At 69.6% G+C, this 18970-nt stretch carries 22 protein-coding genes; 7 read left to right on the forward strand and 15 right to left on the reverse strand.

Features of this window, described 5'->3' with window-relative positions:
- Position 1: 1 nt before the first annotated feature.
- Genes NNL39_RS04815 through dnaK form a run of 4 tightly spaced genes read right to left on the reverse strand, consistent with a single transcriptional unit; the run spans position 2 to position 3915 of the window.
- Positions 2-418 carry a heat shock protein transcriptional repressor HspR gene (locus tag NNL39_RS04815; protein WP_255160560.1) on the reverse strand — a complete coding sequence of 139 codons (417 nt, stop codon included), beginning with the start codon at positions 416-418 and terminating at the stop codon, positions 2-4.
- A 32-nt stretch (positions 419-450) separates the two neighbouring features.
- The gene (locus tag NNL39_RS04820) at positions 451-1419 is read right to left on the reverse strand and encodes a DnaJ C-terminal domain-containing protein (RefSeq protein ID WP_255160561.1); all 969 of its coding nucleotides are present in this window, start codon (positions 1417-1419) and stop codon (positions 451-453) included.
- A 7-nt stretch (positions 1420-1426) separates the two neighbouring features.
- Entirely contained in the window at positions 1427-2038 is a 612-nt protein-coding gene (locus tag NNL39_RS04825; protein ID WP_255160562.1) for a nucleotide exchange factor GrpE, read from the reverse strand.
- Positions 2039-2040: 2 nt separating this feature from the next.
- Entirely contained in the window at positions 2041-3915 is a 1875-nt protein-coding gene (dnaK, locus tag NNL39_RS04830; RefSeq protein WP_255160563.1) for a molecular chaperone DnaK, read from the reverse strand.
- A 196-nt stretch (positions 3916-4111) separates the two neighbouring features.
- Here dnaK and NNL39_RS04835 point away from each other — a divergent pair, with 196 nt between their 5' ends.
- Together NNL39_RS04835 and NNL39_RS04840 are read left to right on the forward strand one after the other, a co-directional pair.
- The gene (locus NNL39_RS04835) at positions 4112-4693 is read left to right on the forward strand and encodes a DUF2165 domain-containing protein (protein WP_255160564.1); all 582 of its coding nucleotides are present in this window, start codon (positions 4112-4114) and stop codon (positions 4691-4693) included.
- Positions 4694-4803: 110 nt separating this feature from the next.
- Positions 4804-6267, forward strand: coding sequence for an MFS transporter (locus NNL39_RS04840; RefSeq protein WP_255160565.1), 1464 nt, complete (start codon positions 4804-4806; stop codon positions 6265-6267).
- On the opposite strand, the gene NNL39_RS04845 is transcribed toward NNL39_RS04840, so the two are convergent.
- The 3 genes from NNL39_RS04845 to NNL39_RS04855 form a co-directional block, all read right to left on the reverse strand.
- Complete coding sequence (locus NNL39_RS04845) at positions 6264-7547, reverse strand: ATP-binding protein (protein ID WP_255160566.1); 1284 nt, start codon at positions 7545-7547, stop codon at positions 6264-6266. The two genes, NNL39_RS04840 and NNL39_RS04845, sit on opposite strands and share 4 nt — an antisense overlap.
- Before the next feature lie 79 nt (positions 7548-7626).
- The gene (locus tag NNL39_RS04850; protein WP_255160567.1) at positions 7627-7824 is read right to left on the reverse strand and encodes a hypothetical protein; all 198 of its coding nucleotides are present in this window, start codon (positions 7822-7824) and stop codon (positions 7627-7629) included.
- 93 nt (positions 7825-7917) lie between these two features.
- Positions 7918-8412, reverse strand: a complete 495-nt coding sequence (locus NNL39_RS04855) for a MarR family winged helix-turn-helix transcriptional regulator (RefSeq protein WP_255160568.1) — start codon at positions 8410-8412, stop codon at positions 7918-7920.
- A 125-nt stretch (positions 8413-8537) separates the two neighbouring features.
- Here NNL39_RS04855 and NNL39_RS04860 point away from each other — a divergent pair, with 125 nt between their 5' ends.
- Genes NNL39_RS04860 through NNL39_RS04870 form a run of 3 tightly spaced genes read left to right on the forward strand, consistent with a single transcriptional unit; the run spans position 8538 to position 10176 of the window.
- A complete protein-coding gene (locus NNL39_RS04860) occupies positions 8538-8885 on the forward strand; it encodes a hypothetical protein (protein ID WP_255160569.1) in 348 nt (115 codons plus the stop codon).
- On the forward strand, positions 8882-9679 hold the full coding sequence (locus NNL39_RS04865; protein ID WP_255160570.1) for an isocitrate lyase/PEP mutase family protein: 798 nt from the start codon (positions 8882-8884) through the stop codon (positions 9677-9679). Before NNL39_RS04860 ends, NNL39_RS04865 begins: the two co-directional genes overlap by 4 nt.
- A complete protein-coding gene (locus tag NNL39_RS04870; RefSeq protein WP_255160571.1) occupies positions 9676-10176 on the forward strand; it encodes a hypothetical protein in 501 nt (166 codons plus the stop codon). Before NNL39_RS04865 ends, NNL39_RS04870 begins: the two co-directional genes overlap by 4 nt.
- 24 nt (positions 10177-10200) lie before the next feature.
- Here the strand turns inward: NNL39_RS04870 and NNL39_RS04875 are convergent, their stop codons facing one another.
- Genes NNL39_RS04875 through NNL39_RS04900 form a run of 6 tightly spaced genes read right to left on the reverse strand, consistent with a single transcriptional unit; the run spans position 10201 to position 15319 of the window.
- A complete protein-coding gene (locus NNL39_RS04875) occupies positions 10201-11064 on the reverse strand; it encodes a prenyltransferase (protein WP_255160572.1) in 864 nt (287 codons plus the stop codon).
- Entirely contained in the window at positions 11061-11378 is a 318-nt protein-coding gene (locus NNL39_RS04880; protein WP_255160573.1) for a lycopene cyclase domain-containing protein, read from the reverse strand. Before NNL39_RS04880 ends, NNL39_RS04875 begins: the two co-directional genes overlap by 4 nt.
- Positions 11375-11746: a lycopene cyclase domain-containing protein gene (locus NNL39_RS04885; RefSeq protein ID WP_255160574.1), complete on the reverse strand. Its 372-nt coding sequence runs from the start codon at positions 11744-11746 to the stop codon at positions 11375-11377. The genes NNL39_RS04880 and NNL39_RS04885 overlap by 4 nt, the downstream gene beginning before the upstream one ends.
- Before the next feature lie 14 nt (positions 11747-11760).
- Positions 11761-13350, reverse strand: a complete 1590-nt coding sequence (crtI, locus tag NNL39_RS04890) for a phytoene desaturase family protein (RefSeq protein ID WP_255160575.1) — start codon at positions 13348-13350, stop codon at positions 11761-11763.
- Positions 13347-14252 (reverse strand): phytoene/squalene synthase family protein, encoded by a 906-nt coding sequence (locus tag NNL39_RS04895; RefSeq protein ID WP_255160576.1) that lies wholly within the window; start codon positions 14250-14252, stop codon positions 13347-13349. Before NNL39_RS04895 ends, crtI begins: the two co-directional genes overlap by 4 nt.
- Complete coding sequence (locus tag NNL39_RS04900; RefSeq protein ID WP_255160577.1) at positions 14249-15319, reverse strand: polyprenyl synthetase family protein; 1071 nt, start codon at positions 15317-15319, stop codon at positions 14249-14251. Before NNL39_RS04900 ends, NNL39_RS04895 begins: the two co-directional genes overlap by 4 nt.
- A 21-nt stretch (positions 15320-15340) precedes the next feature.
- On the opposite strand from NNL39_RS04900, the gene idi reads away from it, so the two are divergent.
- Entirely contained in the window at positions 15341-15880 is a 540-nt protein-coding gene (gene idi, locus NNL39_RS04905) for an isopentenyl-diphosphate Delta-isomerase (RefSeq protein ID WP_255160578.1), read from the forward strand.
- On the opposite strand, the gene NNL39_RS04910 is transcribed toward idi, so the two are convergent.
- Complete coding sequence (locus tag NNL39_RS04910; protein ID WP_255160579.1) at positions 15862-17907, reverse strand: ATP-binding protein; 2046 nt, start codon at positions 17905-17907, stop codon at positions 15862-15864. The two genes, idi and NNL39_RS04910, sit on opposite strands and share 19 nt — an antisense overlap.
- Positions 17908-17986: 79 nt before the next feature.
- Here NNL39_RS04910 and NNL39_RS04915 point away from each other — a divergent pair, with 79 nt between their 5' ends.
- On the forward strand, positions 17987-18352 hold the full coding sequence (locus NNL39_RS04915) for a response regulator transcription factor (RefSeq protein ID WP_255160580.1): 366 nt from the start codon (positions 17987-17989) through the stop codon (positions 18350-18352).
- A gap of 22 nt (positions 18353-18374) precedes the next feature.
- Here NNL39_RS04915 and dcd read toward each other — a convergent pair whose 3' ends face one another.
- A complete protein-coding gene (gene dcd, locus NNL39_RS04920; protein ID WP_255160581.1) occupies positions 18375-18965 on the reverse strand; it encodes a dCTP deaminase in 591 nt (196 codons plus the stop codon).
- Positions 18966-18970: the final 5 nt, after the last annotated feature.

Consider the following 18970-nt stretch of genomic DNA (forward strand, 5'->3'; position numbering starts at 1 on the left):
TCTAGCTGCGCCGCAGCGGCCGCCAGACGACGAGCTGGTTCGACTTCTGGGCGCGCGTGCCGGCCTTGATCGACACGACCTCGCCCTCGACGCCGGCGGCGAAGACGCGCCGACCGGGGCGGGCGAGCAGCTCGTCGGCGAGCGCCGCCTCGAGCTCGTGCACGCGGGCCCGCAGGGCGACGACCTCGTTCTCGAGGTCGAGAATGCGGCGGATTCCCTCGAGGTTGAGCCCCTCGGCGCTGAGCCGGGCGATCTCTCGCAGCTGCACGACGTCACGCATCGAGTAGCGGCGGCTCTGCCCGGCCGTGCGCGTGGGCGAGACGAGGCCGAGCCGGTCGTACTGTCGCAGGGTCTGCGGGTGCATCCCCGCGAGCTCAGCGGCCACGGCGATCGCGAAGATCGGGCTGTGCTCGTCCATGACGGTCATTGTCCTCCGATCACCACCCGTCGTCACCCGCGAGCGCGGGCGATGAGCTCGTCACGCGGGTTCTCGGGCGGCAGCGCCGCGGCGAACTGCTCGAGGCGTTTCGCCGCCTCGGCCGACAGGTGCGAGGGCACAGCGACCTGCACGGTCGCGAGCAGATCGCCCGTGCCCTTGGGCGTCGTCAGCCCTCGGCCCTTGACGCGCAGCACGCGCCCGCTCGGGGTGCCGGCCGCGACACGCAGCTTGACGGGGTCGCCGCCGAGCGTCGGCACCTCGATCGTGGCACCGAGGGCCGCTTCGACGAACGTGACGGGAACATCCACTCGCAGATTCAGACCGTCGCGACTGAACACCGGATGCGGGCGCACCTGCACCGTCAGCACCAGATCACCGGCCTCGCCGCCGTCGCGGCTCGGCTCGCCCTTGCCGCGCAAGCGGATCTTCTGCCCGTCGGCGACCCCTGCGGGGATCTTGACCTGGATCGGTGTGCCCCCGCCGGGCCGCTCGAGCGTGACGGTGTCGCCATGCACCGCCGTGGCGAACTCGAGCCCGACGCTCGCGGTGTGATCGCGGCCCTTCGTGGGCGCGCCATACCGCCGGCCGGCCCCGGCCGCACCGGGCGCGCCGTTGCCGAACAGCCCTCCGAAGATGTCCTCGAACCCGCCGGGAGCCGTGCGGCGCCCGCCGGGGCCCCCGAACATGCCGCCGAACACGTCGTCGAAGCCGCCGGGCGCGCCGCCTGCCGTGAAGCGTGCGCCCGAGCCCATGGCCCGCATCTGGTCGTACTCCGCGCGCTGCGCGGGGTCGCTCAGCACCGAGTGAGCCTCGCTGATCTCCTTGAACCGCGCCTCGGCGGCTGCGTTCCCCGGGTTGGAGTCGGGGTGGTGCTGCCGCGCGAGCTTGCGATATGCCTTCTTGAGCTCAGCATCGGTGACGTCCTTCGTCACCCCCAGCACGGCGTAGAAGTCCTTGTCGAACCAGTCCTGACTGGCCATGGATCACCTAGCCCTGGGGGACGGAGACGGCCACCTTCGCCGGCCGCACGAGTCGGTCGCCGAGGGCGTAGCCGCCCTCGATGACGTCGGCAACGGTCTGCGTGGTCGCCTCGGCGCTCGGTAGCTGCACGATGGCCTCGTGGAACGCCGGGTCGAACGGCTCGCCGACCACACCGACCGATCGCAGGCCGTAGCGCTCGAACGACTGTCGCAGCTTCTGCGCGACGAGCTCGAGGGGGCTGCCCTCGAGGTCGCCGTGCGCGGCCGCGCGATCGAGATCATCGATGGCGGGCAGCAGCGAGCGGATGACGTCGGCAATGACCGCCTCACGGTTGGCAGCGCGGTCGCGCTCCACCCGGGTGCGGAAGTTCGCCAGTTCAGCCTCGGCGCGGGCGGCGCGATCGCGATACTCCTCGATCTCGCGCTGCCCGGCCTCGGAGAGGATGTGGTCGATGTCGGCGTCGAGCGAGTTGCCGCTCTCCGACACCTCCACGTCGGCGTCCTCCGCCGCGACGAGGTCGTCGGCCGACTCCGCATCGGTCACGGCGCCGTCCTCGGCGAGCGGCTCGGCCTGCTCGTCGAACTCCTCCGGGCTGTCGTCGCGCTTCTTGGCCGCCATGACTACTTCTGGTCCTTGCCGCCGTCAGCGCTCTTGTCGTCCTCGTCGTCGACGATCTCGGCGTCGACCACGTCCTCGTCGTTCGAGACCGGGGTCTCCTGGTCGTCCGAGGGCGTCGGCTCCATCTGCGACGCGGCGTAGATGGCTTCGCCGAGCTTCGTCTGCGAGGCGTTGAGGGCGTCGAACGCCGTCTTCACGGCCGCGTCGTCGTCGCCGGCGAGCGCCGTCTTGAGAGCATCCACATCGCCCTGCACTTCACCCTTGACGTCGTCAGGAAGCTTGTCCTCGTTCTCCTTGATGAGCTTCTCGATCGAGTAGACGAGCTGCTCGGAGTTGTTGCGCACCTCGGCCTTCTCGCGGCGCTCCTTGTCCTCGGCAGCGTGCTCCTCGGCCTCGCGCACCATGCGCTCGATGTCTTCCTTCGCGAGCGACGAGCCGCCCGTGATGGTCATCGACTGCTCCTTGCCGGTGCCCTTGTCCTTCGCCGAGACGTGCACGATGCCGTTCGCGTCGATGTCGAAGGTGACCTCGATCTGCGGGATGCCGCGCGGAGCGGGAGCGATGCCCGTGAGCTCGAACGTGCCGAGGTTCTTGTTGTCGCGCGTGAACTCGCGCTCGCCCTGGAAGACCTGGATGGCGACGGACGGCTGGTTGTCATCGGCCGTCGTGAAGGTCTCGCTGCGCTTGGTCGGAATCGCCGTGTTGCGCTCGATGAGCTTGGTCATGATGCCGCCCTTGGTCTCGATGCCGAGGCTCAGGGGGGTGACGTCGATGAGCAGAACATCCTTGCGCTCGCCCTTCAGCACGCCGGCCTGGAGGGCCGCGCCCACGGCGACGACCTCGTCAGGGTTGACGCCCTTGTTGGGCTCACGGCCGCCCGTGAGCTTCTTGACGAGTTCGGTGACGGCGGGCATGCGGGTCGAGCCGCCGACGAGCACGACGTGCGCGATGTCGCCGACCTTGACGCCCGCCTCGCGGATGACGTCTTCGAAGGGCTTCTTCGTGCGGTCGAGCAGGTCGCTCGTCAGCTCTTCGAACTTGGCGCGCGTGAGCGACTCGTCGAGGTTGGCGGGGCCGTTCTCGGTGAGCGAGAGGTACGGCAGCTGGATGTTCGTGCTCGTCGAGCTCGACAGCTCCTTCTTCGCCTGCTCGGCGGCCTCCTTGAGGCGCTGCTTGGCGATCTTGTCGTTGCTGACGTCGACGCCCGTCGACTCCTTGAAGCGCTTGGCGAGGTAGTCGACCACGCGAGCATCCCAGTCGTCGCCACCGAGACGGTTGTCGCCGGCGGTCGAGCGCACCTGGATGGTGCTGAAGTCGTCGTCTTTGCCCACCTCGAGCAGGCTGACGTCGAACGTGCCGCCACCGAGGTCGAAGACGAGGATGAGCTCGTCCTCCTTGCCCTTGTCGAGACCGTAGGCGAGCGCGGCCGCGGTGGGCTCGTTGATGATGCGCAGCACGTTCAGGCCCGCGATCTCGCCGGCCTCCTTCGTGGCCTGGCGCTCGGCGTCGTTGAAGTAGGCGGGCACCGTGATGACGGCGTCGGTGACGCTCTCGCCCAGGTACTGCTCCGCATCCCGCTTCAGCTTCGCCAGAATGCGCGCGCTGATCTCCTGCGGGGTGTACTTCCTTTCGTCGATCTCCTGCTTCCAGTCGGTGCCCATGTGGCGCTTGACGCTCGCGATGGTGCGGTCGACGTTGGTGACGGCCTGGCGCTTCGCGGTCTCGCCGACGAGCACCTCGCCATCCTTCGTGAAGGCCACGACCGAGGGGGTCGTGCGGAAGCCTTCCGCGTTGGCGATGACGGTGGGTTCTCCACCCTCGAGAACGGAGACGACGGAGTTGGTGGTTCCGAGGTCGATGCCGACGGCACGAGCCATGGTGGTGCTCCTTCTGGTTCAGTACTGCGAAGTCTGCAGGCGCGAAAGGTTGAGTCGCGATGTATCAAGTTTGAGATTCGGGATGCCCGCTGTCAAGTCGAGCGGGGCAAACCTGCGTCGCTCTGGCTCAACTCTCAGGATCGGTTTCTCGGTACGGTGGAGCGGAGGCAACGATGCCTCACGAAAGGAGTCACCGATGACCACCCCATCCACCCCCGCCACGACCGGCGCCACGACCCCATGGTGGCAGCGCCTCGGCTCGCTCTCGGTCGCCGCACTCGTGCTCGTGGCCACCAACGGGCTGTACATGCTGCTCGTCGCCTTCGGGAACATCACCGATTACGACACCAACTACGCCTTCGTCGAACGAGTGCTCGCGATGGACACCACGAACTTCGGTCAGGGCCAAGACGTCAATCTCGACCCCGACATCATGTGGCGCGCCATCGACAACCCCGTGCTGGCCAACGTCGGCTACATCGGCCTGATCATCGCCGAGGCGCTCGCCGGCATCGTGCTGCTGATCGCTGTCGTCGCCTGGGTGCGCGCGATGCGCGGCTCGGTCTCGTTCGCCGCGGCTCGCTCGCTCGCGACCCTCGGTCTGATCCTCGTGATCCTGGTCTTCTTCACGGCCTTCATCACGGTCGGCGGCGAGTGGTTCAACATGTGGCGCTCGGTCGACTGGAACGGCCTCGACCCGGCCTTGCAGAACGCGGTGCTCGCGATCCTGACCCTTGTCGTGGTGCACATGGTGCGTGACGAGACGTCGGCCGAGTAGCACAGCACCAACGGGGGTGCGGGCTCGCCCGCACCCCCGTCATCCGCACCAGCGAAACCGACGCCGTTTCGCGCTACCTCGTGTTTACCCCTGCGGGGTAGCGTGAGCGCATGACAGAGAACCCGTCCGACAACGGAGTCGGATCCACTCCTGAGCACCCGCACGTCGATGAACTCGGAGTGCAGGCACCACCGACCATCGCGCGAACAGGGGCCGTTGCCGCAGCGGGAGTCGAGCTCGCTGAGAAGGTCGTGCCGCGCAAGCAGGTGTGGTCGTGGGCGCTGTGGGACTGGGCGACGCAGCCGTTCAACACGGTCATCGTCACTTTCATCTTCACGGCCCTGTACTTGACCACCGAAGCGTTCCTTCCCGCAGACATCGTGGCGCTCGGCGAGGATGATCCCGCGTTCATCGCCGCACTCGACGGCTTGAGCGCTGGCCTGGGACTCGGCCTCGGGTTTGCGGGAATCGCGATCGCGCTCGTCGCTCCCGTACTCGGCCAGATCAGTGACGCGACTGGGCGGCGCAAGCTCTGGCTCGGAATCTCAACGGCCCTGCTCGTTGCCTGCACGGCGCTGCTCTTCTTCGTCGAGGCCGACCCCGGCTTCTTCTGGCTGGGGGTCTCGCTGATCGCGATCGGCTCGATCTTCAGCGAGATCGCCGGCGTCAACTACAACGCGATGCTCGTGCAGGTCTCGACCCCCAAGACGATCGGACGCGTCAGCGGCCTCGGGTGGGGCTTCGGCTACCTGGGCGGAATCGTCGCGCTCATCATCGTCGTGATCGCCTACTTCTTCGAGTGGTTCGGGCTTCCGGAAGACGGCGGCCTGCCCTTCCGCGTCGTGGCGTTGGGGTGCGCGCTCTGGACGGTCGTGTTCTCGATCGCCATCTTCCGCAACGTGCCTGAGGTGCCACCGCTGCCCGGCCGCGTGCGCGTCGGGTTCTTCCGCGCGTACGTCGAGGTCGCCAAGCAGATCGGCCGTATCTTCCGCGACAGCCGCCAGACGTTCTGGTTCTTGCTCGCGTCGGCGGTGTACCGCGACGGCCTGGCTGGGGTGTTCACGTTCGGAGCAGTGCTCGCGAGCGTGGCTTTCGGGTTCGAGTTCCTCGAGGTCGTTGCCTTCGGCATCGGGGCGAACCTCATCGCCGGAGTCTCGACCATCATCGCGGGTCGATTCGACGACCGGTTCGGTGCGCGGGCCGTCATCATCTTCGCGCTGGCCGGGCTCGTGGTCTCGGGCGTGGCGGTGTTCCTGCTTTCCGAGCAGGGCAAGATCGTGTTCTGGATCTTCGGGCTCGCGTTAACCGCTTTCGTCGGCCCTGTCCAGGCGGCGAGTCGCTCACTGCTGGCACGTGTCACGCCCGCCGGGCGCGAGGCCGAGATCTTCGGCCTCTACGCGACAACCGGCCGAGCCGCCAGCCCGCTCTCACCGCTTCTCTGGGCCGGCTTCATCGCCTGGTTCGGCGGCACCATCTTCGGCGTGCTGGGCATCGTCGTGATTATCGCCATCGGCCTCGTTCTCATGCTGTTCGTGAAGCCAGGCGAGCACGAGCAGCTCGGAGCCCGCGACTAGGTGCGGGCGAGGGCCGCGATGTCCTCGCGGAACTCGCTCGCGACCTCGGGCGACACGGTCGCGCGCGTGCGGGCGATCGCCGTGAGGTAGTCGTCGGTCGAGGGGCCGCGGATGCCCGCACCCGGTGCCCCGAAGACCGACTGCTCGAGTGCCGCCTGCGAGGCCGATCGCGCCGCGAACTCGATGTCGGCCGGCGAGTAGCCGTCGCTGCTCGCCACGAGCTGCGCGAGGTCGACCTCGCCTTCGACCGAGTCGGGGATGTACCGCGACCAGATCGCCGCCCGCGCCGCGGCATCCGGCAGCCCGATCGGGATGACGTAGTCGAAGCGGCCATGGCGCAGGAAGGCGTCGTCGAGGGCGCGGATGAAGTTCGTCGCGCAGATCAGGAGCCGGCCCGGAGCATCCCGGAAGGCCGGGATGATCTTGAGCAGCTCGTTCGTGACGCCTTGCATGGCCGAGGGCGGCTCGCCGCCGCGCTGGGCCGCGATCTCCTCCACCTCGTCAATGAAGACGATGACGTGGTCGAGCTCAGCGATCGTCGCGAAGGTCTCGCGCAGCCCGCCCGCGAGGCCCTGCGGCCCGTGCGCCAGGCGCGACGGGAACACCTCGACGAAGGGCCACTGCAGGCGCGAGGCGACCGCCTTGGCAAACGTCGTCTTGCCGGTGCCGGGCGGGCCGAACAAGACGATCGACCGCGGGGGTTCGACGCCGAACTGCTCGGCGAGCGCCGGGTCGGCGAGCGGCAGCACGAGTCGCCGCTCCAGCAGCTCCTTCTCGGCCTGCATGCCGGCGATCGAACCCCACAGATCGCGGGGCAGGATGCGCCCGCCGAGCTCGCGCAGCGCCGTCAGCTCGCGCTGCTTCACGGGGATCTCGCGCTCGAAGTAGCTCAGATGCGCTCGGTCCTGGAACCCGGCCTTCGTGAGCGCGCCGTGCTGCTGCTGCGCATCGGGCACGAGGATCGACAGCCGCGTGAGGCCCTGGGGCGCCATGCGCTGCTCGAGCGCGGCGAGCAGCGAGCCCGCGATGCCCGCGCCGCGCGCGGCGGCCGTGACGGCGAGGAAGACGATCCATCCCTGGTCATGGGCCGCGCGCGCCACCGCGACGCCGACCACGTGCTCGTCGTGCAGCGCGACGACCGCGTGGTCCTTCTCGCACGAGGCGAGCACCTCGGCGAGCGCGTAGACGGGCTCGACGCCCTCGTGGCGCACCTCGTCCCACAGGCGCAGGATGGCATCCATGTCGGAGGGCTGGTAGTCGCGCAGGCGGACGGTGCTCATGCCGCATCGTCGCAACCGCCGCCGTGAATCCGTCTCGCCCCGGCTGGGACTCTGCCGCACGCCGGGTGAACGGCTCGTGTCAGCGGGCGGCGCGACGACCTCGAGTGGCCGCCGGTCGCGGGCGGCCGGGCCCGACCGCGACGATCGCTCCGGCCGCGAATGTCGCGAGGGCGAGCGCGAGGCCGAGCGCGTGGGCCGGGAGGTCGCCCGTGGCCGTCATGTCGGCCATGGCCGTCGCGGTCTCGACGGTGGTCGTCAGCAGGGTCAGGGTGGGCATGGCAGGCTCTCCGGATCGGCGGGCGGGGTCTGCACGGTGTTCGGACCCGCGGCGTCGAGCGTTTGCCCGACCGCTCGAGCAGCCGCCCGCTCGTTAGTCGGCGCGACCCCCGGCGACGAAGCGAGCGAGCAGTGCGGCGAACTGCGCGCGCTCCTCCGCCGTGAAGCCGTCGAGCGCCCGCTCGACCGCGGCGCGGCGCTCACGGCGACGCTCGTCGAGCACGGCGCGCCCGGCGTCGGTGAGCGCGATGACGCTGCGCCGCGCATCCATCGCGTCGGTCGATCGCGTGACGAGGCCTCGCTCGACGCAGTCGGCGACGACGCGGCTCGCGCGCGGCTGGTCGACGCCGATCGCGGCGGCGAGCTCGCTCACGCTCGCGCCATCGCCGAGGCGGTCGAGGGTCGAGAGCAGGCGGTAGCGGGCCATGTTCGCGAAGGGATGCTCGTGCCGGCCGCCCTTCCACCCGAACGGTCCGTGCTGCCCGGGCTGGTGGGCGGGCTTTCCGGGTCGCCCGTTCGATCGGCGCAGCTCGCTGACGGCGCGCTCGATCGCCGCGATGGTGTCGAGATCGTCGGGCTGCGCATCCATGAATGTCACGGTACATCGATCATGTTCGCCGTGAGCGGTCGGCCGCCTGTTGTGCGTCGTCGGAAATATATGTATGGTGACATTCGTTGTTACATGACATACACATTTCCCGAAGGAGAAACCCCATGAAGAACTCATCAGAACCGACCGACCGCCCGGCGTTCGACGCCGACTCGATGAACCCTCGTCGCTGGATGCGGATCGCCGCCTGGCGCAAGCGCGCCCTGGCGCACGAGTACTACCGCGGCCTCGACGACACCGCCCGCGAGGGCATCAGCGACGAGGACTACGCCACGACCATGGCGACGCTCGAGCGCATGGCCCGCAACCTGGGCTGGGACGAGAGCCAGGGCATGCCCGGCGGGCGCCCCGGTCATGGTCGCTGGCCCGGCCGCGGCCACCACCGCGGGCACCACCGCCACCACGGCCGGTGCCGCGCGGGCCACGAGGATCGTGAGACCGTAGAGGCATGACCTCTCCTGCCGCCAAAGCCGCCGCCCTCGCCGCCCTGCATGTTCCCGGTGATCCGCTGATCGTCGTCAACGTGTGGGACGCCATGACGGCTCGCATCGTCGCCCGCACCCCCGGGGTGCGGGCGCTCGCGACGGCGAGCCACTCGGTGGCCTTTTCGCTCGGCGTCGACGACGGCGAGGGCATGTCGGTCGACATGGCCCTCGCCGCCGCGGGCCGCATCACCGCCGCGACCGAGCTGCCCGTGAGCGTCGACTTCGAGCGCGGCTACGCCCCGGATGCGGCGGGTGTGCAGGCGAACGTCGCGCGCCTCATCGAGGCCGGGGCGGCGGGCCTCAACATCGAGGACTCGCTCGCCGGTGCGACGAGCGAGCGCCGCCCGATCGAGGAGGCGGCCGCCCGCGTCGCCGCCGCGCGCGCCGCAGCCGACGCTGCCGGAGTGCCGCTCGCGATCAACGCCCGCACCGACACCCTCGCCGGATCCCCCGACAACTGGGACGAAGCGATCGACCGCGCGAACGCCTACGTCGACGCCGGCGCCACGAGCGTGTTCATGCTCGGCCTGCGCACCGAGCAGATGGTGGCGGATGCCGTGGCCGCCGTGCGCGCTCCGATCGCGGTCTTCGCGCATCCCGGATACCTGCCCCTCGCGCGCCTCGCGGAGCTCGGCGTCGGCCGCATCTCGTTCGGCCCGCAGATTCTCGGCCTCACGCTGTCGCACCTCGCCGATGCCGCGGCGCAGCTGACCGCGCGCGGCGACTACCCGGCCGAGCTCGGCTACCGTTACGAGTTGTGAGCTCCGACCCCGACTCTCTCGACGACGACGCCGACCTCGATCGATCGGGGCCCGGCTGGCAGCCCCTGCTCGACCGGCCCGGCTACGAGCAGTGGTGGGACGGCGACGCGTGGCGCGGCCGCCCGCATCGCGAGCCCGACCCGTTCGCCGCGTTCGGCCCCGAGCTCAGCCGCAGCATGCGTCCCGGACCGAACCGTGCCGCCGCGGTCGCGCGCGCGGGCACCGGCTTCACGCTGCTGGGCTTCGTGCTGCAGACGGTCGTCGCGACCGGGGCCGTGAGCATCCCGGGCATCGACCCCATCGCGCTCACGCTCGCCTCGCTCGCCCTGGCCGCCCTGATCGCGGCGCTCACGGCCGTCGCGGCCGTTCTCGCCCTGCGCGCGGCCCCGCGGCTCGGGGGGCGGGCGATCGCGACCCTCGCGCTCGGCGTGAGCATCGTGCTCGGCCTGGCTCCCGTGCTGCTGCTGACCGCGATCGGGCTCGCGGGCGGCCTGTAGCGCGTCGGATCGTGGCGGTGCCGCTCAGCGGTTGATCGCCCAGTAGATCATGAGCATCGTCACGATCGCCCCGGCCACGAAGTTCAGCAGCAGGAAGCGCCTCCACCCGCGATTGGCCGTCTCGGCGGTCGCATCGGTGATCATCCAGAACCGCGCGACGATGACGACGTAGGGCACGGCGGCGAGCAGGGCGAGCGGACCGGGCCACTCGGTGCCGAGCAGCAGCAGACCCGCGAGCGCGTAGGCGGCCACAGCGAGACGCGTCGTCGTTCGCGCCCCGAACACGGTCGCGATCGAGGCGAGCCCACCCTCGCGGTCGGCGATGACGTCTTGCACCGCGCCGAAGGCGTGCGAGGCCATGCCCCACAGGAAGAACGAGATCAGGATGAGCCACAGGGCGGGCGTGAACGTCGCCCCCGCGAGAACGAGGCCGTAGACCGCGGGGCTCACGAAGTGCGTCGACGAGGTGATCGAGTCGAGCACGGGCTTCTCTTTGAAGCGCAGCCCCTTCGCCGAGTAGGCGATGACCGCGAAGACGCTCACGGCGAGCACGAGCCACGACAGGGGCGAGCCGAGCGCGACGAGCGCGATGAGGAACGGGACGTTCGAGAGCACCGCCGCCCACAGCGTCGTGCGGTGGATGCTCGGATCGAGCAGCGCCCCCTCCACGCCGCCCTTGCGCGGGTTGCGCAGGTCGCTCTCGTAGTCGAAGACATCGTTGATGCCGTACATCGCGAGGTTGTAGGGGATGAGGAAGTAGATCGTGCCGATGACGAAGGCCGCGTCGATGCGGCCCGTCGTGAGCAGGTACGCGGCCGCGAAGGGGAACGCCGTGTTGATCCAGCTCAGGGGGCGCGAGCTGACGAGCAGCTGACCGAGGGTCCTCACGGTTCCCCATCATGGCGGCTGGGTGTGCGCCGGAGCAGCTCCCACACCGAGGGCAGCAGCACGAGCGCCGCGACGGTGTAGGCGAAGTCCTCGATCGGCGCGAGACCGATGAGCACGCCGCTGATGAGGCTGTCGTCGTAGGCCACGATGCCCGTGCCGATGATGACGTTGTCGAAGATCGCCGTCAGGGTGAGCAGCAGCACGGCGGCGAGCCCCACCGCGCGCCAGCGCGGTGCCCGGCGCACGACGATGGCCGCGATCGCGACGAGAGCGACCACGGCGAGGAAGACGATGTTGAGGAGGGTGTAGGTCATCCGGCGGCCCCCTCATCGATCGAGGTGGCGGATGCTCGGCGCGACCACCGGCCGTCGAGCCAGTCGACCGCCGCCGTGTAGGCGTTCATCGTGTTGTAGCAGAGCAGGGTGAGGAAGAAGACCTCTTCGATCGGCAGCTCGGGCCCGATGAGCAGGCCCGTCATGAACTCGGTCTGGCCCCGGAAGAAGATGCCGAGCAGGATGCCGCCGAGATCCCAGATGAGGAAGAAGGCGACCCCGAGCGGCAGCACGATCGCCGCGCGGCGCGCGTCGCGCCAGAAGAACAGCCCGAAACGGCGGTCGAGCAGCACCATGCCCGTGATCGACACGGCGAGCGCCGCGAGGTACGCGAAGTTGATCGGAGACATCCGCGTTCGTCGGGTCAGGCGGCGGCGGTCGCCGGATCGGCCGAGGCCGCACCGACCGTGCGCTCGAGGGGCTCGGGCAGCGGGCCCGTCGAGGTGTCGCCGCGCAGCCGCTTGATGAGGATCTCGGCGCTGATGAGGCACATCGGCAGACCGATGCCGGGGATCGTCGAGCCGCCCGCGTAGTACAAGCCCTTGACCTTCTTCGAGACGTTGCCGGCCCGGAAGAACGCGCTCTGCGACAGGATGTGCGCCGGGCCGAGGGCCGTGCCGCGCCAGGCATTGAGGTCGTCGTTGAAGTTGCCGGGCCCGTAGGTGCGGCGCACGACGATGCGGTCGGCGAGGTCGGGGATCTTCGCCCAGTCGGAGATCTGCGCGACGATGCGGTCGGCGTAGACCTCGAGCGGGGTGTCGCCATCGCCGTCGATGTCGCCGCGCCCGAACGACAGGTCGGCGGGCGCCGGAACGAGCACGAAGACGTTCTCGTGACCCTCGGGCGCGACCGAGGGGTCGACGCCGCTCGGCTTACAGATGTAGAGCGATGCCGGGTCGGGCAACGTCGGCTGCGGGCCGAAGATCGACTCGAAGTTCTCGCGCCAGTTGGCCGTGAAGAGCAGGGTGTGGTGCTCGAGCTGCGGCAGCTCGCCCTTCACGCCCAGGTACATGAGCAGGGCGCTCGGGCCCGCCGTCTTCTTGTCCCAGTACGACTGCGGGTAGGTCTGCAGCTCGGCGGGCAGCAGCTGGGTCTCGCTGTGGTGCAGGTCGGCGGCCGAGACGACGATGTCGGCCTCGATGACCTCACCACCCTCGAGTTCGACGCCCGTGGTGCGCCGCGTGGCCGGGTCGACGATGATGCGGGCGACGGGCGACGAGGTGCGGATGCTCACCCCCTGCTCTTCGGTCACCGCGGCGATGCGCTCGATGAGGCGCGTGAAGCCGCCCATGGGGTACAGCACGCCGTCGGTGAGGTCGAGGTGCGACATGAGGTGGTACATGCTCGGCGTGAGGAACGGCGACGAGCCGAGGAAGACGGCCGGATAGCCGAGAATCTGCCGCAGGCGCAGGTCGCGGAACCGACGACCGACGTAGTCGTCGAGGTTCTGCAGCAGCATCTTCACGAGCTTGCCCGTGCGCGCGAGCACGTCGCCGCGCAGCAGCGGACCGAACGAGGCGAAGCTCGTGTAGAGGAAGCGCTTCTTGGCCATCTCGTAGGTGTCGAGCGCAGAGTCGAGATACGTCTCGAGCTTGGCGCCCGCGCCCGGCTCGATCGCCTCGAACAGCGCGATGTTCTCCTCGCGCGACGCCGCGATGTCGGTGGGGGTGTCGAAGCCCTGCGTGATCACGCGGTAGCCGGGGTCGAGCTGCACGAGCTGCAGCTGCTCGGCGGCGCTCGTTCCGCACAGCTTGAAGAAGTGGTCGAAGACCTCGGGCATGAGGTACCACGACGGCCCCATGTCGAATCGGAACCCGTCCTTCTCCCACGAGCCGGCGCGGCCGCCCACCTCGGGCTGCTTCTCGACGAGGGTCACCTCGTGACCATCGCGGGCGAGCAGGGCGGCACTCGCGAGCCCCGCGATCCCTCCACCGATGACGACGACGCGACTCATGATGCTGCTCCGTTCGGGGAGGTCGCGGCGAGGGGCCGCGAGCGGGGGGTTCGGCCGGCGAGCGCGCCGAGCGCGATGCGGGCCTTGACGGGGTCGGGAACGCGCACGCGCGCGCGGATGAGGCGGTCGGCGGGCGTGCGGCGCAAACGCACCGAGAGCTCGGCGAAGAGGCCCTGCGCGAGGGCGACGGCCCGGCGGCTGCCCTTCGGCAGCTCGGGGATGACCGCGGCGGAGGTGCGCAGGTCAGCGTCGATGTCGTCGAGCAGCCGCACCTTGTCCTCCTCCGTGAAGTTGTCGACGTTGACGCCGGGAAAGTAGCTGCGCCCGAGCGACTCGAAGTCGGCCGACAGATCGCGCAAGAAGTTGACCTTCTGGAAGGCCGCTCCGAGGGCGCGCGCACCGGCGACCAGGCGATCATTCTGCTCGTCGTCGATGTCCATCCCCTGCACGAACGCCCGGAGGCACATGAGTCCGACGACCTCGGCCGAGCCGTAGACGTAGCGATCGAAGCTCTCGGGGTCGTGCTCGGTATCGGTGAGATCCATGCGCATCGAGTGGAAGAACGGCTCGGTGAGTTCTTCGCCGAACCCGACCTCGCGTGCCGTGCGGGCGAAGGCGTGCACGACGAGGTTCGTCGAGTAGCCCGAGCGCATTGCGGCGTTCGTCTCGGCTTCGAACTCGTTCAGGTAGCGCGCGGCGTGGACGGCGTCGAGCCCGGCCTCGGCAACCCCGCCGTCGACGATCTCGTCGGCGACGCGCACGAGCGCGTAGATGTTCTCGACATGCTGCCGCACGGCCGGGTCGAGCAGGCGGGACGCCAGCCCGAACGAGGTCGAGTAGCGCCGGATGACCACCCCGGCCGTCTCGTCGGCGACGCGGTCGTAGAGGCTCAAGCGGTTCATCGCACCCGTTTCAGCACGGTCTCGGCGACGGGATGCAGCTCGTCGCGCAGGGAGGAGGGGATGTGCGGCTCGGCCAGGCGCGCGAGTGCGCGGTTGGCGTAGCCGCGCGCGAGGTCGTCGGCGAAAGCACGGGCGCCGCACTCGATGAGCAGCGAGCGCGCTTCGTCCGCCTCGTCGACACTGAGGTCGGCCTTGCCGATGAGGTCGCACAGTCGCGCCCAGGCGGGCGTCGAGCAGGCGAAGGCGATCATGACGGTGCGCTTGCCCTCGCGGAGGTCGCCGATCGTCGTCTTGCCGGTCGCCTCCTCCTCACCGAAGACCCCGAGCACGTCATCCACGATCTGGTAGGCGATGCCGATGTCGCGCCCGAAGTCGCCGAGCGTCTCGACGGTCTGCTCGCTCGCCCCGGCCAGGATCGCCCCGGCCTGCAGCGGCGTCTCGAACGAGTAGACCGCCGTCTTCAGGCGCTCCATGGTGAGGATGTCGTCGACGAGCGGCATGTCCGGATCGATCGAGAAGTCGACATCGATGAGCTCACCCGCCGCGCTCGCGAACATCGCCTCGTCGAGCACGTCGAGCAACCGCTCGCGCAGCGGCGAACCCACACCACTCTTGTCGATGAGCCGGTAGGCGTTGAAGAGCGCGAGGTCGCCCGCGATGACGGCCGCCGACACCCCGCGGTGCTCGGCGATCTCGACACTCACCCCGCGGTCGACGGCGTGGTCGCGGTACGCGCCCGAGATGTTCGGGATGCCGCGGCGCACGAAATCGCGATCGATCACGTCGTCGTGCACGATGAGAGCGGTGTGCAGCAGCTCGAACGAGGCGCCCACATAGGCCGCGGCATCCATGTCAGAACCCCCGAGGCCCGCGTACGCGGCCATGACCATGCGGGGGCGGAAGCGCTTGCCGCCCTGCGTGTTGCGCTCGAGCAGGCCCCAGAGGTGCTCGTAGTGCGTGCCCAGGGGGGCCGCACGCTTCTTGGATAGGCTGAAGAAGCGCTCCAGCACAGCGTCGACCATGGCCGCCCGCGACTCTGCGATCGCCTCCAGGTCGTTCCTTTTCACCCGAGCAGACTACCCCGGCCCATGATCGAAACCCCTGAAACCGTCGTCCTCCTCGCCGAGGACGGCTCCGTCGTCGGCACCGCGCCCAAAGCGACCGTGCACACGACCGACACGCCCCTGCACCTGGCCTTCTCGTGCCACGTGTTCGACGAGCACGGGCGCGTGCTCGTCACGCGGCGGGCCCTCGACAAGCGCACGTGGCCCGGGGTGTGGACGAACGCGTTCTGCGGGCATCCCGCGCCCGGTGAAGACACCGTGCAGGCGATCGCGCGGCGGGCCGAGCGCGAGCTGGGGCTGCGCATCACCGACGTGCGCGTGGCGCTGCCCGACTTCCGCTACCGCGCCGTCGACGCCTCGGGCATCGTCGAGAACGAGATCTGCCCCGTGTACACCGCGCGCGCGGCGGGCGAGCTCTCCCCCGCGGCCGACGAGGTCGCCGAGTGGGCCTGGATCGACCCCGCCGAGCTGCGCGCGGCAGTCGCCGCGACGCCCTTCGCCTTCAGCCCGTGGCTGGGCTGGCAGCTGGCCGCGTGGGAGGGCGACTACTCGCCTTCCGCCTGAGCCCGCGTCGTCGCTCGCTCGCCTCCGGCCGCGGAGACGCGCCGTCGCGGCACCCGCACCACGGCGGTCGTGCCGTGCTCACCATCCGAGAGCAGCGCGACCTCCCCGCCCAGCCGCTGCCGCACGAGCGTGCGCACGATCGGCAAACCGAGGCCGGTGCCGGGAACGTCGCTGTGCCGCGCGGAGTGTACGCGGTAGAAGCGCTCCCACACGGCATCCTGCTCCGCGATCGGGATGCCCGGGCCCTCGTCGGCGATGCGCAGCTCGACCCACTGCTCATCGGCGACGAGCGTCACGGTCACGGTGCCGCCCGCCGGGCTGAACTTGACGGCGTTCGAGAGCAGGTTGGAGCAGACCCTCGAGAAGTCCTGCTCGACGCCGAGCACGATCACCGGCTCGGCGGGCACGTGCAGCTCGACCTGCACGTCGCGCTCGCGCGAGACGAGGCCCGTCGCATCTTCGACGCACTCCACGATCAGACGCGACACGTCCACCTCGACCGCCGGCCGCAGCGCCGTCTCGGCGTTCGTCAGGCTGCTGAGCTCGAGCACGTCCTCGATCACATCGGCGAGCCGACGCGCGTTGCGATGGATGATGCGGCCCGCCAGGCGGTTGTCCCCCTCGAGCTCCGCCTCGGCCAATTGCTCGGCGAACCCGAGGATGCTCGTCACCGGCGTGCGCAGCTCGTGGCTGACCGACGCGATGAAGTCGTCCTTCTGGCGGTTGAGCTCGCGCAGTTCGTCGGCGGCCTGAATGGCCGCGCGCTCGCGACGATCTCGCGCCGTGACATCCGTGAAGATGATCGTGACGATCGGCCGACCGCCCGCCTGCGAATAGGTCGCGACATCGACATCGAACCGTCGGTTGCCCTGCACCAGGTCGACACGCCCCGAATCGCCTGCGCGGACGAGATCGTCGATCTCGGCAGAGCCGATGACGGGCTGACCATCCCCACCCGTCAGCAGACGGTTCTCTCCATCAGCCGGCATCGGGTCCCACCCCAGGGCGTCGAGCGCCACGGGGTTCACGCCGACGATACGGATGCGACCCGAGTCGAGGCGCTCGCCGATGAACACGCCCGTGTCGGTGTTGATGATGCTGCCGCGCAGCAATGCCTGCCGTGCCTCGAGCTGGGTGACGACGTTGGCCCAGTCGTTCCGAGCCGCCGAGACGTAGAGCGCGGCGGTCGCGTTGACGATCAGGAAGACCTGGATGAGCTCGATCGTCGTGCGCGTGCCGTCGTTCGCGAAGACGGCGAACGGTCCGCCCCCCAGGCTCGTCAGCACGATGACCGCGAGGGCGAGGACGACGAGCTCGATCGACAGCAGCAGGGTCGCGAGGCGGAACGCCGCCCACAGCAGCGCCACGAACGGCACGAAGGCCGTCGGCATCGCGTTGCCGGGCCAGAACACGTACGCGATGATCGCCGTCAGCAGCAAGACCTGCACGACAGCCTCGACGGGTCTCGCGAGACGCACGAGTCGACGGCTCACCAGGCCGAGAGGAACGATGATGAGCAGCGCCGAGAGGTGCGAGGCGACGAGGCCGAGGAAGGTTGCGCCGAAATCCTGACCGCGCAGCAGTGCCGCTGTCGCTCCCGCGATGAGGCCGATCGAGATCGATCCGAGCACCGCCGCGATCACCAGACGGCTCACATCGCGCAGGCTGTCGAGCCTCGACTCCGGGGCACCGCCCGACAGGACGCGGGCGACCACCCATGCCTCGACAGCGTTCGCGATGCCGAACAACACGGCGACGAGAAGCTCGCGCCCGCCGATCACATTGCCGGCGGCGGTCACGGCCGCGATGCCCCCTGCGGCGGCGAGCCGGGTGCCGCGCGAGGCCAGCAGGGCGATGACACTGATGCCCGCCGCCGGCCACCACGCCGCGATCGTCGCGTTGAGCGGACTGATCGTGACCGAGGCGACGCTGACACCGCCAGCAAGGAGGATCAGCAGGGCGACACCCAGTCGGCGCAGGGGCGTGCTCGAGCGCCACAAGGTCGACGCGAAGCCCTCGTGGCCCATCCGGATTCCTCTCGTGAACACCGACTCGCCCGTGCTCTTTCGTGAGAGACTACGCACCAGATGCCGGGGAGGGAATCGCATGGCGCATGTGCTGATCGTCGAGGATGAGCCCGACGTGCTGCTCCTCCTCGAGAACCGCATGCGCGGTGCTGGCCACGAGGTCGAGAGCGTCACCGACGGCGAGCAAGCGCTCGAAGCGGTCGCGCAGCGCGAGCCCGCGGTGATCATCCTCGACTGGATGATGCCCAAGCTCGACGGGCTCGCCGTCTTGGAGCGGCTGCGGACGGGCGACTCCGAGCGCCGCATGAAGGTGCTCATGCTCACCGCCAAGTCGCAGCAGCACGACATCGACCGCGCCTACGCCGCCGGCGCCGACGACTACATCGTCAAGCCCTTCAGCTCGCGCGACCTCATCGACCGCGTCGCCGCACTCGCCGGCGACTGAGCCCTCGCGGCGAGTCGGCGGCCTACTCCCCCGCGGGCGCGATCTCGGTGCGGTGGAAGTTCTGCCACGAGCGCGACGCCGTCGGGCCGCGCTGGCCCTGGTAGCGGTTCAAGTACTGCCCCGTGCCGTAGGGGTTCTCGGCCGGTGACGACAGCCGGAAGAAGCACAGCTGCCCGATCTTCATGCCCGGCCAGAGCTTGATCGGCAGCGTCGCCACGTTGCTGAGCTCGAGCGTGACGTGACCGGTGAAGCCCGGGTCGATGAAGCCCGCCGTCGAGTGCGTCAGCAGACCGAGGCGGCCGAGCGAGCTCTTGCCCTCCAGCCGCGCCGCCACATCGTCGGGCAGCGTCACCTGCTCGTAGGTGGCACCCAGCACGAACTCGCCGGGGTGCAGGATGAACGGCTCGTCGGGCTTCGCCTCGACCAGGCGAGTGAGCTCGGGCTGCTCTTGCGCCGGATCGATGAACGGGTACTTGTGGTTGTCGAACAGCCGGAAGAAGGCATCGAGGCGCACATCGACGCTCGACGGCTGCACCATGCCCAGATCGAGCGGATCGAGACCGATGCGGCCCGACGACAGTTCGGCACGGATGTCGCGATCGCTCAGCAGCATGCGGC

The sequence above is a fragment of the Microcella humidisoli genome (genome assembly GCF_024362325.1).
Taxonomy (GTDB): Bacteria; Actinomycetota; Actinomycetes; order Actinomycetales; family Microbacteriaceae; genus Microcella; species Microcella humidisoli.

What these genes read in the sequence shown, in the direction of transcription:
- NNL39_RS04835 (WP_255160564.1), top strand. Translation starts at nt 4,112, where the DNA reads ATGACCACCCCATCCACCCCCGCCACGACCGGCGCCACGACCCCATGG.
- NNL39_RS04895 (WP_255160576.1), bottom strand. Translation starts at nt 14,252, where the DNA reads ATGAACCGCTTGAGCCTCTACGACCGCGTCGCCGACGAGACGGCCGGG.
- NNL39_RS04910 (WP_255160579.1), bottom strand. Translation starts at nt 17,907, where the DNA reads ATGGGCCACGAGGGCTTCGCGTCGACCTTGTGGCGCTCGAGCACGCCC.
- crtI (WP_255160575.1), bottom strand. Translation starts at nt 13,350, where the DNA reads ATGAGTCGCGTCGTCGTCATCGGTGGAGGGATCGCGGGGCTCGCGAGT.
- NNL39_RS04860 (WP_255160569.1), top strand. Translation starts at nt 8,538, where the DNA reads ATGAAGAACTCATCAGAACCGACCGACCGCCCGGCGTTCGACGCCGAC.
- NNL39_RS04845 (WP_255160566.1), bottom strand. Translation starts at nt 7,547, where the DNA reads ATGAGCACCGTCCGCCTGCGCGACTACCAGCCCTCCGACATGGATGCC.
- NNL39_RS04850 (WP_255160567.1), bottom strand. Translation starts at nt 7,824, where the DNA reads ATGCCCACCCTGACCCTGCTGACGACCACCGTCGAGACCGCGACGGCC.
- NNL39_RS04820 (WP_255160561.1), bottom strand. Translation starts at nt 1,419, where the DNA reads ATGGCCAGTCAGGACTGGTTCGACAAGGACTTCTACGCCGTGCTGGGG.
- NNL39_RS04825 (WP_255160562.1), bottom strand. Translation starts at nt 2,038, where the DNA reads ATGGCGGCCAAGAAGCGCGACGACAGCCCGGAGGAGTTCGACGAGCAG.
- idi (WP_255160578.1), top strand. Translation starts at nt 15,341, where the DNA reads ATGATCGAAACCCCTGAAACCGTCGTCCTCCTCGCCGAGGACGGCTCC.
- NNL39_RS04815 (WP_255160560.1), bottom strand. Translation starts at nt 418, where the DNA reads ATGGACGAGCACAGCCCGATCTTCGCGATCGCCGTGGCCGCTGAGCTC.
- NNL39_RS04880 (WP_255160573.1), bottom strand. Translation starts at nt 11,378, where the DNA reads ATGACCTACACCCTCCTCAACATCGTCTTCCTCGCCGTGGTCGCTCTC.
- NNL39_RS04885 (WP_255160574.1), bottom strand. Translation starts at nt 11,746, where the DNA reads ATGTCTCCGATCAACTTCGCGTACCTCGCGGCGCTCGCCGTGTCGATC.
- NNL39_RS04855 (WP_255160568.1), bottom strand. Translation starts at nt 8,412, where the DNA reads ATGGATGCGCAGCCCGACGATCTCGACACCATCGCGGCGATCGAGCGC.
- NNL39_RS04865 (WP_255160570.1), top strand. Translation starts at nt 8,882, where the DNA reads ATGACCTCTCCTGCCGCCAAAGCCGCCGCCCTCGCCGCCCTGCATGTT.
- dcd (WP_255160581.1), bottom strand. Translation starts at nt 18,965, where the DNA reads ATGCTGCTGAGCGATCGCGACATCCGTGCCGAACTGTCGTCGGGCCGC.
- dnaK (WP_255160563.1), bottom strand. Translation starts at nt 3,915, where the DNA reads ATGGCTCGTGCCGTCGGCATCGACCTCGGAACCACCAACTCCGTCGTC.
- NNL39_RS04915 (WP_255160580.1), top strand. Translation starts at nt 17,987, where the DNA reads ATGGCGCATGTGCTGATCGTCGAGGATGAGCCCGACGTGCTGCTCCTC.
- NNL39_RS04840 (WP_255160565.1), top strand. Translation starts at nt 4,804, where the DNA reads ATGACAGAGAACCCGTCCGACAACGGAGTCGGATCCACTCCTGAGCAC.